Origin of the sequence: Ottowia sp., assembly GCF_035444425.1 — a bacterium.
GTDB lineage: Bacteria > Pseudomonadota > Gammaproteobacteria > Burkholderiales > Burkholderiaceae_C > Ottowia.
In genome coordinates, this window is record NZ_DAOMOQ010000003.1 from 112,933 (window position 1) to 127,784 (window position 14,852).

Here is a 14,852-nt window from a genome sequence, read left to right on the forward strand (position 1 = left end):
TCGTCCCGCGTGTCCGCCGCACGCCGGGCGGATCAGCTGGGGCCGGCGTCCACGGCCTGCAGCAGCCGCCCGGCCAGTTCGGCCGGATCGCTGGTCTCGTCGACCACCAGCACCTGGCGCGACGGCATGCCGCGCAGCCAGGTGAGTTGACGCTTGGCGAGTTGGCGTGTGGCGGCGATGCCGCGCGCGCGCAACTCGGCCAGCGGGAATTCAGCGTCCAGCGCCGCCCAGGCCTGGCGGTAGCCGACGCAGCGCATCGATGGCAGCGCTGGCGACAGATCGCCACGCGCCTTGAGTGCCCGCACTTCATCCAGGAAGCCGGCCGCCAGCATGGCATCGAAACGCTGCTCGATGCGCGCATGCAACCAGCTGCGCTCGGCCGGTTCGAGTGAGAACAGCGGCAGCGTATCGGCTTGGCTTGTCTCTGAAGTCATGCGCGCCGAATGAAAGGCCGACAGCGGCTTGCCGCTGGTCTGCCACACCTCCAGCGCGCGCTGGATGCGCTGGCTGTCGGCCGGCGCCAGCCGCGCCGCCGTGACCGGATCGACGCGCGCCAGTTCGGCGTGCAGCGCCGGCCAGCCACGCTCGCGCGCCTGCTGTTCGATGCGGGCGCGGATCGCCGCGTCGGCGGCCGGCATCTCATCCAGACCGTGCAGCAAGACCTTGAAGTACAGCATGGTGCCGCCGACCAGCACCGGCATGCGGCCGCGCGCACGGATCTCGTCGATCAGTTGCCGCGCGTCACGCACGAATTCGGCCGCACTGTAGCTTTCACGCGGGTCGCGGATGTCGATCAGGTGGTGCGGCACGGCGGCACGCTCTGCCGACGTCGGCTTGGCGGTGCCGATGTCCATGCCGCGGTACACCAGCGCCGAATCGACGCTGACGATCTCGATCGGCCGCAGCACGGCCAGTGCCAGCGCCAGCGCGCTCTTGCCGCTGGCCGTGGGGCCGGCGATGCAGATGGCTTCGATGTCGGGCATGTCAATGAGTCAAGAGATCGAACGGCTGCGGAGCAAGCCAACCCAGCGAACGCCATGCCCGGACCTGTGCCGGGCATTGGCGTTGTCCCCCCTTGCGCAGCAGAAGGGGGGAAGCCGCGTCAGCGGCTCAGGGGGGATCACCGTACTTTTGCACCAGCGTCCAGGCGGTGACCGCGATCACCACGCTCCACAGCGCGAAGCTCAGCGCCATCGGGCGGGCGGTGCCGTCCATGGCACTGCCCAGCCACAGGCCCATCGGGAACACGGTGGCCATCATGATGAAGCCGTTCAGCGCCGAGGCCGCGCCGGCCATCTGCGGGAACGGCGCCACCGCGCCGCTCTGGCCGATCGGCTGGTGCACGCCGTGCGCCAGGATGAACAGGTACTCCGGCAGAAACACCGCCCAGGCGCCGTACCAGGGCTGGCCCCAGCCGAACCAGGCGAGGCCCGCCATCAGCAGGCCGGCGACGAAGGTGACGCAGCCAGCCGCAAACACCGTGCGGCGGATGCCCCAGCGCGCCAGCAGGCGCCGGCACAGCACGGTGCCGGCGATGTACAGCGCCGCGCCGCCGGCCATCAGCAGGCCGTAGGTCAGCCGACCCAGGCCCAGTCCCTCGATCAGCACGAAGGACGAGCTGGACAGGAAGATGAACAGCCCGACGTAGGAAGCGGTGGACAGCACCGAGTAGGTGATGAAGGTCGGATGGCGCGCGATCTGCACCCACGAGCGCCACAGCGTGCCTGGTGCCAGCGCGCGCGGATTGCGCTGCGGCACGGTTTCCTGGAAGCGCAGCGCCACCAGGATCAGCGTGACGATGCCGAACAGTACCAGCGCGGCCATGGCGCCGCGCCAGTGCAGCAGGTCGGTCAACAGGCTGCCGGTGGGCGTGCAGGTGACGGCGATCACGCCGAGGCCGGACAGGCCGCGCGACATCATCTTGGCACCTTCCAGCGGCGAATACAGGTCGCGCACGATGGCGCGCGCGCACATCACGGCCGCGCCCATGGCCGCACCCTGCGCGACGCGGGCCAGGATCAGCGACTCCATGCTGGGGGCCGCCACGCACACGATCGAGGCCAGTACGTAGGCGCCCATGCCCCACAGCAGGATCGGGCGGCGGCCGAAGCGGTCCGACAGCGGGCCCCAGACCAGTTGCGAGATGCCGAAGGCCAGCAGCAGGCCGGCGAAGGTCATCTGCACCTGCGACATCGAACCCCGCAGGTCGGCCTGCAGCGCCGGCAGCGCCGGCAGGTAGACGTCGGTGGTGACCGGCTGGATGCCCAGCAGCAGCGCCAGCAGGGCGACGACGATCAACGGGGACATGCCCGGCGCTGAGGACTGCGCCGGGCCGGATGCGGGTGAGGGGGGCGACACGGCGGCGAGCGTAGCAGATCGCCGGCCGCCAACTGGCCGCCTGTCACACCGCTGTGATGCAGGCGCATTAGATTGCGGCCACCAAGAATTTCGCCACGTCGGTGATGAGAAAGGTCCCCATGCGTTTGCCCGTCCTGTTTGGCATTCCGGCCCTTGCCGCTGCTGCGCTGCTGAGCGCTTGCGGTGGCAGCGACAGCGATTTCCCCACGCTCAGCGGCGACAAGCCACTGGTCATCGGCCACCGGGGCGCCGCCGGCTACCTGCCGGACCACACGCTGGAGAGCTACCGGCGCGCCATCGAGCTGGGCGCCGACTTCATCGAACCCGATCTGGTCGCCACCAGGGACGGCGTGCTGGTGGCGCGCCACGAGCCCAACATCGCCGGCACCACCGACGTCAAGGACCGGCCGGAATTCGCAGGCCGCAAGCGCCGGGCGGTGGTCGACGGCTTCGAGGAGGAAGGCTGGTTCGTCAGCGATTTCACGCTGGCGGAGCTGAAGACGCTGCGCGCCATCCAGCCGATGTCGGATCGCGACCAGAGCCACAACGGCAAGTACCTGATCCCGACCTTCGAGGAGGTGCTGGCGCTGGCCAAGTCCGAGAGCGCTCGTGTCGGCCGCAGCATCGGCGTCTATCCCGAGACCAAGCACCCGACCTACCACGCGCGGCTGAACCTGGCGCTGGAGGACCGCCTGCTGGAGATCCTGGGCAGGCACGGCTACACCAGGAAGGACTCGCCGGTCATCATCCAGTCGTTCGAGACCGCCAACCTGAAGTACCTGCGCGGCAAGACGCAAGTGCGCCTGGTGCAGCTGGTCGACGGCTACGACCAGAACGCGGACGGCAGCATCGATCAGTCGCTGCCCTGGGGCCAGCCCTACGACCTGACGGTGGCCGGAGACAAGCGCACCTACGTCAGCCTGCTGTCGCCCGCCGGCCTGGCCGAGATCAAGCAATACGCCGACGGCATCGGTCCCTGGAAGCCCTACCTGATCCCCTCGCGTCTGACCCTGGGCGCCGACGGCAAGCCGGTCGACCTGAACGGCGATGGCCAGATCGACGAGCGCGACCGTAAGCTGATGGCGCCGACGCCGGTGCTAGCCGATGCCCACAAGGTCGGCCTGTTCGTGCATCCCTACACCTTCCGCAGCGAGCCCAAGCGGCTCGTCAGCGACTACAAGGGTGATCCCAAGGCCGAATACCGGCGCTTCTACGGGCTGGGCGTGGACGGCGTGTTCGCCGACCAGCCCGACCACGCCAAGGCGGCGCGCGACGACTGATTCGAACCGCGGGCGGGGCTGTTCCTGCGCACGCCGCGCACGTGCCTCCCCTGTGCGGGGTCACCTCCATGCCGTGCGATGCCGCTGGCGCGGGCGGGCGCCCGGTCGCTTCACACCGCCATGCGGCCGCGCTGTGCGCGCTCCCAGGCCGCGCGGGCGGCGGAGCTGGCTTCGGGCCAGTCCAGGCGTGACTTGCCGCGGTAGATGTCCCATTCGTGCGCCAGGCTGTCCTCGACGTCGTCGAATGCCTTGTCGCCATGCTTGTGCGCGTCGCGCCAGCCCAGTTCATAGGCGGGGGCGTAGTCCTCGTAGCCGTAGCCGTCGCGGTAGTACGCCTCGCGCGTGTGGTGCTCGCGCCAGTGCGCGTGCTCGGCCGCCGGGTCGATGGCATCGGCGATCGCCTTGCCGGCGAGCCCGCCAGCCACCGCGCCCACGGCGGCGCCGACCGCGCTGCCGATCGGGCCGGCCAGGCTGCCCATCGCGGCACCGGCGATCGCGGCACCTGCCGCGGCCGTGCCGGTCACCGGGCCGCCGCCCGTGGTGGCGGCGCGTGCGCGTGCCTCGTCGAGTTCCGGGTCGGGATGGGGGTGTTTGTGCGGATCGTTGCTCATGGTGTGCTCCTTCAATGGCGCGCAGGCGAATGCGGCGTCCGCGCGACCCTGGCAACAGGGATCAGATTTCAGGCTAGGCCGGCTTGGCCCGGGTGGCTGTAGGACAAGCGTGGCCGCCCGGGTAGGACCGGAGGCCAAGGGCCAGCGCGGCGTCAGCGCCCGCGCAGGAACAGCGCGTCCAGCTCCCGCAGCGTGAGCTGGCGCCAGGTCGGGCGGCCGTGGTTGCACTGGTCGCTGCGCTCGGTGGCTTCCATCTGGCGCAGCAGGGCGTTCATTTCCTCGTGCGTCAGGCGGCGGTTGGCGCGCACGGCGCCGTGGCAGGCCATGGTGGCCAGCAGTTCGTGCTGCGCGCGCTCGATCACGGTGCTGGCTTCGTGCTGCGCCAGCTCGGCCAGCACGCTGCGCGCCAGCTCCACCGCGTCACCGGCGGCCAGGGCGGTCGGGACGGCGCGCACGGCCAGCGTCCTGGGCGAGAACGGCGTAATTTCCAGGCCCAGCCTGTCCAGGACGTCGGCAGCCGCCTCGGCCGTGGCCACCTCGGTCGGCGTGGCGGCAAAGGTGGCGGGAATCAGCAGCGGCTGGCTGGCCACCCGGGCGGCGTCCGGGCCGCCGTCGAGCTGGGCTTTCAGCCGCTCGTAGACGATGCGCTCGTGTGCTGCGTGCATGTCGACCAGCACCAGGCCGGCCTGGTTCTCGGCCAGGATGTAGATGCCGTGCAGCTGGGCCACGGCGCGGCCGAGCGGCCACTCGGGCGGCGCCTCGACGAGGGTGGTTGCCACGTCGCCGGTGGCGCCGCTCGGCTGCCACAGGGTCCGCAGTTCCTCGACCGCATGGCGTGCCGAGGCGCCGGAATGCAGAGTTGCTGGCGCCAGCGGCAATTGCGCCGACGGTCGGAATGGCGCGGGGGCCGGTGCACGGCGGTCGTCGGGCGCGAACGGTTCAGTATGCAGTGCGGTGAGCAAGGCGCTTTCGGCCTGCCCCGCCCGGGCGGCGCGCGGCGTGGCCAGCGCGTTCTCGATGGCGTGCCGCACGGCCTGGTGCACCTCGCGGCTGTCGCGAAAGCGCACCTCGATCTTGGTCGGGTGCACGTTGACGTCGACGCGCGCCGGATCGATCGCCAGGTGCAGCACGTAGACCGGCTGGCGCTGGCCGTGCAGCACGTCCTCGTAGGCCGCGCGTGCAGCGTGGGCGATCACCTTGTCGCGCACGAAGCGGCCGTTGACGTAGGCGAACTGCTGGTCGGCGCGCGAACGCGCCATGTCGGGCAGGCCCGCACGACCGCTGATGTGCAGCGGGCCGACACGGTGGTCGATGGCCACCGAATCGGCCAGGAACGGCTCGCCCAGCACGTCGGCCAGGCGCTGCGCGCGGCCGGCCTCGCCGGGGTGGGCGCGCCACTGCTCGATCAGCCGGCCCTCGTGCCAGATGGCGAATGCCACGTCGGGGCGCGCCAGCGCGTGGCGACGCACTGCCTCGATGCAGTGGGCCAATTCGGTGGCGTCGGTCTTGAGGAACTTGCGCCGCGCCGGCACGCTGAAGAACAGCTCCTTGACCTCCACCGTGGTGCCTTGCGCGCGCGCGGCGGGTTTCAGTTCGCCGGTGCGGCCATCGAGCAGGTGCGCGCTGGCCTGGCCGCCGGCGCGCGACAGCAGGCTGAGTTCGGCAATCGAGTTGATGGCGGCCAGTGCCTCGCCGCGAAAACCCATGGTGCCGACGGCTTCCAGCTCGGCCAGGCTGGCGATCTTGCTGGTGGCATGGCGCCGCAGCGCGGTGACCATCTCCGCCGGCGGAATCCCGGCGCCGTCGTCCTCGACGCCGATCAGCCGCACGCCGCCGGCCGCCAGGCGCACGGTGACCTGCGTGGCACCGGCATCCAGTGCGTTGTCGAGCAGTTCGCGCACCACCGAGGCGGGCCGCTCGACCACCTCGCCGGCGGCGATCTGGCTGATCAGTTCGTCGGGCAGTTCGCGGATGGGGCGGCGCGGGGAGGCAGGCATGGGGTGATTCTAGGAAGCGCTGGCTCCGGACTCGATCCACGCGTCGGCTGCTGGGGCAAAATCGGCTCCGACCCGACGGTCTTGCATGCCAGACCGTCACACCCGCATGAGGAGGCGCCATGAGCATTCCCGTTGAACTGCCCGATCTGGCGGACGCCATCGCCCGCTACCGTTTCGCCTACCTCATGAGCAGCAGCGGCGAGGGCCAGGCGCCGCACGTGGCGGCGGTGGCCGCGCGCTTGCAAGGCGCCGAACTGCTGATCGACGGTATCGGCCAGCGCACGCGTGCCAATCTGCAGCAGCGGCCGGCGGTCGGCCTGGTCTGGCCGCCGCAGTCCGAGACCGAGTACTCCCTGATCGTCGATGGACAGGCCAGGGTGGTGGATGACGCCGTGTGGGTGACGCCGACGCGCGCGGTGCTGCACAGGCCGGCGCCGCGACCCGAACCGCAGGCGGCCGGTGCCTGCGGGTCCGATTGCGTGGAACTGGATCCGAACGGAGCGACGGCATCCTGACCAAAGCGTCGCCGCCCGCTGGCCTGCCGGCACGGCACGCCATGGCACATGCCGGCCGCGCCGCGTGACGAGCCTGGCCACAGCGCTCAGTCTGGCCTGCCTGGCCAGTGTCGCCGTGCTGCTGTTCGCCGAATCGCGAGGACAACGCCCGCTCATGGCGCTGGCCAAGACCGGTGCCAGCGGCCTGTTCATTGCCGTCGCCGTGGCGCTGGGCGCGGCTCATGGCCCGCGCTTCGGCGCCCTGATGCTGCTGGCCCTGGTGCTCAGCGCCGTGGGCGACGTCTGCCTGCTGTCCGAGCGGCCGCGCGCCTTCATGGCGGGACTCGGCTTCTTCCTGCTGGCGCACCTGGTGTTCTCGGCGGCGTTCGCGCTGGCGCCCTTGCCGGTCGGCCCGCTGGCGCTGGCCATGGCGGCGATGGCACTGGTCGGCGGCTTCAGCCTGCGCTGGCTGTGGCCACACCTGACGCCGGCCTTCCGGTGGCCGGTGCTGGCCTACATCGCGGCGATCATGCTGATGTGCGCGCTGGCGCTGGCGTTCGCCGCGGCGACCGGACGCTGGCTGCCGGCGGCGGGCGCGCTGCTGTTCGCCGCCTCGGACCTGGCGGTGGCGCGCCAGAGCTTCGTGCAGCGCGCGTTCGTGAACAAGCTCTGGGGCCTGCCGGCGTACTACATCGCCCAGCTGCTGATGGCCTGGTCGGTCGCCGGTTGACGGCTTGGTGGCCCGGTGCTGCGCCGCAGCACGAGTGGATAATCCCAGCCCATGGATATCGTGATGCAACTGGTCGACTTCATCCTGCATGTCGACAAGTACCTGGGCGCCTTCGTGACGCAGTACGGCGCCTGGGTGTATGCGCTGCTGTTCCTGATCGTCTTCGTCGAGACCGGCGTGGTGGTGATGCCCTTCCTGCCGGGCGATTCGCTGCTGTTCGTGGTGGGCGCGCTGGCGGGCGCCGGCCTGGTCAGCTATCCCATCGCCTGTGCCATCCTGCTGCTGGCGGCGATCCTCGGCGACCAGTGCAACTACAGCATCGGACGCTATTTCGGGCCCAAGGTGTTCCAGTGGGAGGGTTCGCGCCTGTTCAATCGCAAGGCCTTCGACCGCGCGCATGATTTCTACGAGCGCTACGGGGGCGTGACCGTGGTCCTGGCGCGCTTCATGCCCTTCATCCGCACCTTCGTGCCCTTCGTGGCCGGCGTGGCGGCGATGAACCGCGGCAAGTTCACGTTCTTCAACGTCACCGGCGCGCTGATCTGGGTGCTGGGCATCGTCACCGCCGGTTACCTGTTCGGCAACCTGCCCTGGGTGCAGGCCAACCTGAGCAAGATCATCTGGGCGCTCATCATCATCCCCGGCCTAATCGCCATCTACGGCGGCTGGAAGGCCGGCCGCGCCGAGAAGCAGGGCGCTGCGGCGCACTGAGCAGCGCTTCCTGTTTCCCCAAGAAAAAAAGCCGGTGCTCTTGCGAGCGCCGGCCCAATGTTGGAGGAGAACTTGCAGAAAAACTGGCTTCAGGAAGGTGGTCTTCCATCCACCAGCCCCGATTCAACGCGCCAGTACTCGATCTGGTTGTCGGACAAGGTCGATTTCCACCGCAATCCAATCCGGCAGGCCGGATTTCTGTGTCATTTCACACAGTTTGCGCTCAGATCTGCCGGCTGCGCGCCAGCGGCGGGTTGGCGGAGAAGTATTTCTGGATGCCGTTGATGAGCGCGTTGGCCAGGTCGTTCTGGTAGCTGTCGCTGCGCAGCTTGCGCTCCTCCTCGGGGTTGCTGATGAAGGCGGTCTCCACCAGCACGCTCGGCACGTCGGGCGAGCGCAGCACGGCGAAGTTGGCGCGCTCGACGCGGCGCTTGTGCAGGCGGCCGACGTCGCCGATCTGCCGCAGCATGGCGTCGCCCAGGCGCAGGCTGTCGCGGATCTGCACTGTGGTGCTCATGTCCAGCAGCGCGCGGTGCACCAGCGCGTCGGCGGCGTTGACGTTGGCGCCGCCCACCAGGTCGGCGGCGTTCTCCTTCTGCGCCAGCCAGCGCGCTGCGGTGCTGGAAGCGCCGCGTTCGGACAGCGCGTAGACGCTGGCGCCGCTGGCCTCGGGCCGCATGAAGGCGTCGGCGTGGATGCTGATGAACAGGTCGGCGCCGACGCGGCGCGCCTTCTCGACGCGCGTGCCCAGCGGCACGAAGAAATCCGCATCGCGCGTCAGGAAGGCGCGCATCGGGTTGCTGCCGACGGTGGTGTTGTTGATGCGGTCGCGCAGCTTCAGCGCGATCTGCAGCACCACGTCCTTCTCGTAGGTGCCGCCGGGGCCGATGGCGCCCGGGTCCTCGCCGCCATGGCCGGGGTCGAGCGCGACGATGATCAGCCGGTCGGTCGGACCGGGGTCGGCGCGGCGCACGTTGCCGGGCGTGGGGGCGCTGTCGATGGCGCGTGGGCGACTGGGTGCGGGCGCCGGTGCCGGCGCGCGCGCCATCGGCGTGCCGGGGCGCCGCGTCATGGCGTTGGCGCGCTCGATCTGTTGCGCGATCAGGTCGCCCAGCGAATCGGCGACGTCGCTGGTCGTGCTGCCGCCGCCCGCAGCAGCCGTGCCGGCGCCACCGGCGCCGCCCAGCTCGCGCATGCGCTCGGCGATAAGCGCTTCCAGCGGATCGACCGGATGGGCCGGGTAGAGGTCGAACACCAGCCGGTGCTGGTAGGCTGCTACCGGATCCAGCGTGAACACCTGCGGCTTGATTTCGTGCTTGAGGTCGACCACCAGCCGCACCACGCCGGGCGCGTTCTGGCCGACGCGGATGCCGGCGATGTTGGGATCGGTCGAGCGCACCTTGGCCACCAGTTCGCGTAGCGTCGGGTTGAGATCCAGCCCCTCGATGTCGACCGCCATGCGCGGCGGCGAGCCGATCATGCGGTGCGTGGCCTGGAGCGCGGTGTCGGATTCGATGGTGATGCGGGTGTAGTCCTCGGCCGGCCACAGGCGCACGGCGACGATGCTGGCGCCGTGCGCGATGTGCTGGCGCCCCAGCAGCAGCACCAGCGTGCCGCCTTGCAGCAGGCGCCGGCGGCGCAGGCCGGGCTCGGTCGCCGCGGATGGGTGCTGCGTCATGCGCAGGCCTCGTGCAGCAGGGCGGCGCCGAGCGCCGTGCGGGCCTGCACCTGCACCGCCCGCGTGTCGCCGGCCTCGATCTCGATCCGCAGCACCAGGTCGGGCACCGGCAGCAGGCCGGCGGCCTTCTCGGGCCACTCGGCCAGCTTCAGGCCGGGTGCCGCGAACAGATCGCGCAGGCCGGCGTCTTCCCATTCCTGCGGGTCGTTGAAGCGGTAGAAATCGAAATGCGACACGGCCAGTCCGTCCGGCGTTTCATGCGGCTCCACCACCGCATAGGTCGGACTCTTGATGCGGCCGGGCACGCCCATGGCGCGCAGCAGGTGGCGCACGAAGGTGGTCTTGCCGGCGCCGAGCTGGCCGTGCAGTTGGATGAAGGCCTGGCGCAGCGCGGGCAGGGCGGCCAGCCGGGCGGCAAATGCCGCAGTGTCGTCCTCGCTGCGCCAGAACAGGGTCCGGGTGGCGATCTGGCCGCCGCTTCCTACAATTCGGGCGTGACTGTGCATGACGCACCCTTCGACGTTCAGCAGCTCTGGGCCCGTGTGTCCGACTGGGCGCAGGAGCTGGGTTTCTCGCAAGTTGGCGTGGCCGGCGTCGATCTGTCCGGCGCCGAGCCGGGTCTGATGCAATGGCTGGCCGCCGAGTTCCACGGCAGCATGGACTACATGGCGGCACACGGCCTGAAGCGCGCGCGGCCGGCCGAACTGGTGCCCGGCACGGTGAGCGTGATCACCGCGCGCATGGACTACCTGCCGCGCGACACGCCCGATGATTGGCAGGACGCGGAACTGGCCCGGCTCGGGCGGCCGCAGGAAGGCATCGTCTCGCTCTATGCCCGCGGACGCGACTACCACAAGGTGCTGCGCAGCCGCCTGCAGAAGCTGCAGGACCGCATCGCGGCCGAGGTCGGCCCGTTCGGCCACCGCGTGTTCAGCGATTCGGCACCGGTGCTGGAGGTCGAGCTGGCCTCGCGCAGCGGCCAGGGCTGGCGCGGCAAGCACACGCTGGTGCTGAACCGCGAGGGCGGTTCGATGTTCTTCCTGGGCGAGATCTACCTCGACCTGGCCCTGCCGCCGACCGAGCCGGTGAGCGACCACTGCGGCAGCTGCCGTGCCTGCATCGATGCCTGCCCGACCGGCGCCATCGTGGCGCCGTACCGGCTCGACGCCCGGCGCTGCATCTCGTACCTGACCATCGAGCACCACGGCGCGATCGACGAGGAGCTCCGTCCGCTGATCGGCAACCGCATCTACGGCTGCGACGATTGCCAGCTGGTCTGTCCTTGGAACAAGTACGCGCAGCGCAGCAGCCTGCCCGATTTCGATGCCCGTGACGGCCTGAGCGGCGCCACGCTGGTCGAACTGTTCGGCTGGAGCGAAGAGGAGTTCCTGCGCCGCACCGAAGGCAGCCCGATCCGCCGCATCGGCCACGAGCGCTGGCTGCGCAACATCGCCGTTGCGCTGGGCAACGCACTGGCGGCGCTGCCGGCTGGCGACGCACAACGCGAGGCCTTGCTGTCCGCCTTGCGCACGCGCGCCGAGCACCCGAGCGCCGTCGTGCGCGAGCATGTGCGCTGGGCGCTGGAACGCTGAGGGGCGGGCGAGCGGATCGGACACGGATGAAATGCGATCGTGCGGGTGACGCTGCTATTTTTGTAGCAAATGGTTTGGATGTCAACCCGAGCGAGGGAAATTGTTCAAAGATGACAATGGCTTGACAACCATTGTTCATGCGGTCCGCGGAATACTTTGGCTTGGTGCGTGCGAGGCGTCCGAAAGTTCCGGGTATGCTTCGCAAACCGTTGATTCAAAAGCGTTTTTGATCCGTCTGACGCCGCCGCGAGCACTGACAGATCACTTGACGCCACCCAGCACGCCCAGTGCAAAAGGCAGGCTGAGCACGCCCAGCACGGTCGACAGGGTGACCAGGCCCGCGACGTAGGGGCCGTTGTAGCCCATGCGCGCTGCCAGCACGTAGCTGCTGCTCGATGCGGGCAGGGCAGAGAAGATCAGCAGCACCACGGTTTCAGGCGCCCCGAGGCGAAACGCCTGGGCCAGCAGCCAGGCGGCGATCGGCAGCAGCAGGTGCCGGATCGTGAGCACGCTCAGGCCCAGCGGCAGGCCCTGGGTCAGGGTGCGCGCCTGCAGGCCGGCGCCGGCGACCATCAGTCCCAGCGCGATCGACGCCATGCCGATACGCGATACCGTGGGAGCCAGCCAGGCCGGGATCGAGAAGCCGACCAGGTTGGCGATCAGGCCGGACGCGGTGGCGATGATGAGCGGGTTGCGCACCACTTCGCCGACGAAGCCGCGCTCGCCATGACGCGCCATCGGCCACACCGCGGCCACGTTGAACAAGGGCACGCAGACGCCGATCAGCACCGCGATCAGCTGCAGGCCCTGCGCGCCGACCAGGCGCTCGGCCAGCGCCAGACCGATGAAGGAATTGAAGCGGAACCCGATCTGCGCGCTGGCTGCGTGATCGCGCTGGCCGATGCGCCGGCGCAGGCCCGGCAGGTAGGGGATCAGGTAGGCCAGTGCGATGCCAGTCAGGCCCAGCGCCAGGCCGGCGATCATCAGGCTGGAGGTGGCGCGCAAGTCCAGCGGCGTGCGCACGATGGACTGGAACAGCAGCACCGGGAACAGGAAGAAGTACACCAGCGCCTCGACCGACTGCCAGACCGGCCGGTTCAGGGCCGTGTGGCGGCACAGCAGGTAGCCGATCAGGATCAGCGAGAAGTCCGGAAACAGCAGCTGGGCGTAGTGCACGGCGCGAGCATAGCGCCTCGGCTATGGCGCTCATCGGCTGCAGCGTCTGACCGGCCAGGAACCGGCGCTAACATGCACGTGCTTGTCCTGCTTCTTTGCCCTGAAAGGAAAAATCACCTATGCAGCGTCGCCACCTCATGGTTCTCGCAGCGGTCACGCTGGCCGGCAGCAGCGCGTTGGCGCAGTCGTACCCGGCCAAGCCGATCCGGCTGATCGTGCCGTTCGCCCCGGGTGGCACCACCGACATCATCGCGCGTGTCGTGGCGGATCCCTTGGCCAAGGCGCTGGGACAGGCCGTGGTGGTGGACAACAAGGCCGGCGCCGGCGGCATCATCGGTGCCGCCGAGGCCGCGCGCGCGGCGCCGGATGGCTACACGCTGAGCATGGCGACGGTATCGACCACCGCGGCCAACCCGGCCATCAACCCCAAGATCACCTACGATCCGGTGGCCGATTTCGTGCCGGTGATCAACATCGCCGCGACGCCCAACCTGTTCGCGGTGCATCCGGGCTTTCCGGCCAAGGACTACAAGGGCATGGTCGAGTTGCTGAAGAAGCAGCCCGGCCAGTATTCCTTTGCCTCGCCCGGCACCGGCAGCATCGGCCACCTGCAGGTCGAACTGTGGAAGAGCCTGACCGGGCTGTTCGTCACCCACATCCCCTACCGCGGCGCCGGCCCGGCGCTGAACGACGTGGTGGCCGGGCAGGTGCCGATCATCTTCGACAACGTGCCCTCGTCGCTGCCCTTCATCAAGAGCGGCAAGCTGGTGCCGATCATCGTGGCAGCGCCGCAGCGGCTGGCCGATCTGCCCGACGTACCGACCTTCAAGGAAGTCGGCCTGGAGCCGGTCAACCGCATGGCCTACTACGGCATCCTGGCGCCCAAGGGCACGCCCAAGGACATCGTCGACAAGGTCAACGCCGCCGCCAGGAAGGTGCTGGAGAACCCGGCGGTCAAGAAGCGCATCGAGGACACGGGTTCATTCGTCATCGCCAACACGCCCGAGGAGTTCGCCCAGCAGATCAAGGACGAGCTGGCGGTGTACAAGCAGGTGGTGGCCAAGCAGAAGCTGTCGCTGTAAGCCGCGCGCCGGCCCGGTTCCACAAGCCCGGTCCGGCATGCTGGCCAGACTAGGCTTTTCCATCTGCGAGAGGCGCGCGGCACCGGGCTGATCGGGTATCGTGGGCGCGTGATGTCGAACGCCACCCTGCGCCACCGGGCCAGCGCGCCGCCCCAGCCATCGCCCGATGCGTCGATCGACGGCTTCGTCGATGCGCTGTGGCTGGAGGACGGTCTGTCGCCGAATACGCTGGCGGCGTACCGGCGCGATCTGTCGCTGTACGCACGCTGGCTTGATGAGCAGCGCGGCGTGGGCCTGGCGCAGACGCAGGAACACCATCTTTACGCCTACTTCGCCGCCCGCGCGGCCGGCAAGGCCACATCGGCGAATCGGCGCCTGACGGTATTCAAGCGCTACTTCCGCTGGGCGCTGCGCGAGCGGCTGATCGAGGCCGATCCGACGCTCAAGCTGCTGACCGCCAAGCAGCCGCTGCGCGTGCCGAAGACCTTGAGCGAGGCACAGGTCGAGGCGCTGCTGCACGCACCGGATACCGACACGCCACTCGGCCTGCGCGATCGCACCATGCTGGAGTTGATGTACGCCAGCGGCCTGCGCGTGAGCGAGCTGGTCACGCTCAAGACCTTCCACGTCGGCCTCAACGAAGGCGTGCTGCGCGTCATGGGCAAGGGCAGCAAGGAACGCCTGGTGCCGTTCGGCGAGCTGGCGCGCGACTGGCTGCAGCGCTACCTGCAGGGCGGCCGCCCGCAGATCCTGGGGCCGCGCCAGACCGACGACCTGTTCGTCACCAGCGCCGGCCGCAAGCCCGGCACCGCCATGTCGCGCGTGATGTTCTGGACCCTGGTCAAGCGCTACGCGCGCGCCGCCGGCATCAGCGCGCCGCTGTCGCCGCACACGCTGCGCCACGCCTTCGCGACCCATTTGCTGAACCACGGCGCCGACCTGCGCGCAGTGCAGATGCTGCTCGGCCATGCCGACATCTCGACCACCACCATCTACACGCACATCGCGCGTCAGCGGCTGAAGGATCTGCACGCGCGGCACCACCCCCGGGGATGAGCGCGGGGCGCGCGCCGCACCCGCGCCGGGCCTGAACACACCGCCCGCCGGCGTCGGTGTGCCCGATGCGCGAAGTCTTGGACACGG

General features: G+C 69.7%; 14 protein-coding genes. 7 read left to right on the forward strand and 7 right to left on the reverse strand.

All coding sequences use genetic code 11. The annotated features are described in order from the left end of the window. Window positions 1-32: 32 nt before the first annotated feature. Window positions 33-983 carry a tRNA (adenosine(37)-N6)-dimethylallyltransferase MiaA gene (miaA, locus tag PK606_RS02335; protein WP_324560157.1) on the reverse strand — a complete coding sequence of 317 codons (951 nt, stop codon included), beginning with the start codon at window positions 981-983 and terminating at the stop codon, window positions 33-35. Between the two features lie 127 nt (window positions 984-1,110). Then, window positions 1,111-2,307 (reverse strand): multidrug effflux MFS transporter, encoded by a 1,197-nt coding sequence (locus tag PK606_RS02340; RefSeq protein WP_324560159.1) that lies wholly within the window; start codon window positions 2,305-2,307, stop codon window positions 1,111-1,113. Window positions 2,308-2,477: 170 nt separating this feature from the next. Here PK606_RS02340 and PK606_RS02345 point away from each other — a divergent pair, with 170 nt between their 5' ends. Beyond that, window positions 2,478-3,638, forward strand: coding sequence for a glycerophosphodiester phosphodiesterase (locus PK606_RS02345; protein WP_324560161.1), 1,161 nt, complete (start codon window positions 2,478-2,480; stop codon window positions 3,636-3,638). Between the two features lie 110 nt (window positions 3,639-3,748). On the opposite strand, the gene PK606_RS02350 is transcribed toward PK606_RS02345, so the two are convergent. Further along, window positions 3,749-4,249, reverse strand: coding sequence for a hypothetical protein (locus PK606_RS02350; protein ID WP_324560163.1), 501 nt, complete (start codon window positions 4,247-4,249; stop codon window positions 3,749-3,751). Between the two features lie 152 nt (window positions 4,250-4,401). Further along, on the reverse strand, window positions 4,402-6,246 hold the full coding sequence (mutL, locus tag PK606_RS02355) for a DNA mismatch repair endonuclease MutL (protein WP_324560165.1): 1,845 nt from the start codon (window positions 6,244-6,246) through the stop codon (window positions 4,402-4,404). A gap of 119 nt (window positions 6,247-6,365) precedes the next feature. On the opposite strand from mutL, the gene PK606_RS02360 reads away from it, so the two are divergent. The 3 genes from PK606_RS02360 to PK606_RS02370 all read left to right on the forward strand — a co-directional run bounded on the left by PK606_RS02360 (window position 6,366) and on the right by PK606_RS02370 (window position 8,181). Continuing rightward, window positions 6,366-6,761, forward strand: a complete 396-nt coding sequence (locus PK606_RS02360) for a hypothetical protein (protein WP_324560167.1) — start codon at window positions 6,366-6,368, stop codon at window positions 6,759-6,761. Window positions 6,762-6,825: 64 nt separating this feature from the next. Then, window positions 6,826-7,470, forward strand: coding sequence for a lysoplasmalogenase (locus PK606_RS02365; protein WP_324560169.1), 645 nt, complete (start codon window positions 6,826-6,828; stop codon window positions 7,468-7,470). 51 nt (window positions 7,471-7,521) lie between these two features. Then, window positions 7,522-8,181: a DedA family protein gene (locus PK606_RS02370; RefSeq protein ID WP_324560171.1), complete on the forward strand. Its 660-nt coding sequence runs from the start codon at window positions 7,522-7,524 to the stop codon at window positions 8,179-8,181. 223 nt (window positions 8,182-8,404) lie between these two features. Here the strand turns inward: PK606_RS02370 and PK606_RS02375 are convergent, their stop codons facing one another. Beyond that, window positions 8,405-9,859: an N-acetylmuramoyl-L-alanine amidase gene (locus PK606_RS02375; protein ID WP_324560173.1), complete on the reverse strand. Its 1,455-nt coding sequence runs from the start codon at window positions 9,857-9,859 to the stop codon at window positions 8,405-8,407. Further along, window positions 9,856-10,365, reverse strand: coding sequence for a tRNA (adenosine(37)-N6)-threonylcarbamoyltransferase complex ATPase subunit type 1 TsaE (tsaE, locus tag PK606_RS02380; RefSeq protein ID WP_324560174.1), 510 nt, complete (start codon window positions 10,363-10,365; stop codon window positions 9,856-9,858). The genes PK606_RS02375 and tsaE overlap by 4 nt, the downstream gene beginning before the upstream one ends. A 36-nt stretch (window positions 10,366-10,401) precedes the next feature. On the opposite strand from tsaE, the gene queG reads away from it, so the two are divergent. Then, the gene (queG, locus tag PK606_RS02385; protein WP_324560221.1) at window positions 10,402-11,451 is read left to right on the forward strand and encodes a tRNA epoxyqueuosine(34) reductase QueG; all 1,050 of its coding nucleotides are present in this window, start codon (window positions 10,402-10,404) and stop codon (window positions 11,449-11,451) included. A 261-nt stretch (window positions 11,452-11,712) separates the two neighbouring features. Here queG and PK606_RS02390 read toward each other — a convergent pair whose 3' ends face one another. Next, the gene (locus tag PK606_RS02390; protein WP_324560176.1) at window positions 11,713-12,627 is read right to left on the reverse strand and encodes an AEC family transporter; all 915 of its coding nucleotides are present in this window, start codon (window positions 12,625-12,627) and stop codon (window positions 11,713-11,715) included. 119 nt (window positions 12,628-12,746) lie between these two features. On the opposite strand from PK606_RS02390, the gene PK606_RS02395 reads away from it, so the two are divergent. Continuing rightward, window positions 12,747-13,709: a tripartite tricarboxylate transporter substrate binding protein BugE gene (locus PK606_RS02395; RefSeq protein WP_324560178.1), complete on the forward strand. Its 963-nt coding sequence runs from the start codon at window positions 12,747-12,749 to the stop codon at window positions 13,707-13,709. A gap of 111 nt (window positions 13,710-13,820) precedes the next feature. Beyond that, window positions 13,821-14,765 (forward strand): site-specific tyrosine recombinase XerD, encoded by a 945-nt coding sequence (gene xerD, locus PK606_RS02400; protein ID WP_324560180.1) that lies wholly within the window; start codon window positions 13,821-13,823, stop codon window positions 14,763-14,765. The last annotated feature ends 87 nt before the right edge of the window (window positions 14,766-14,852 follow it).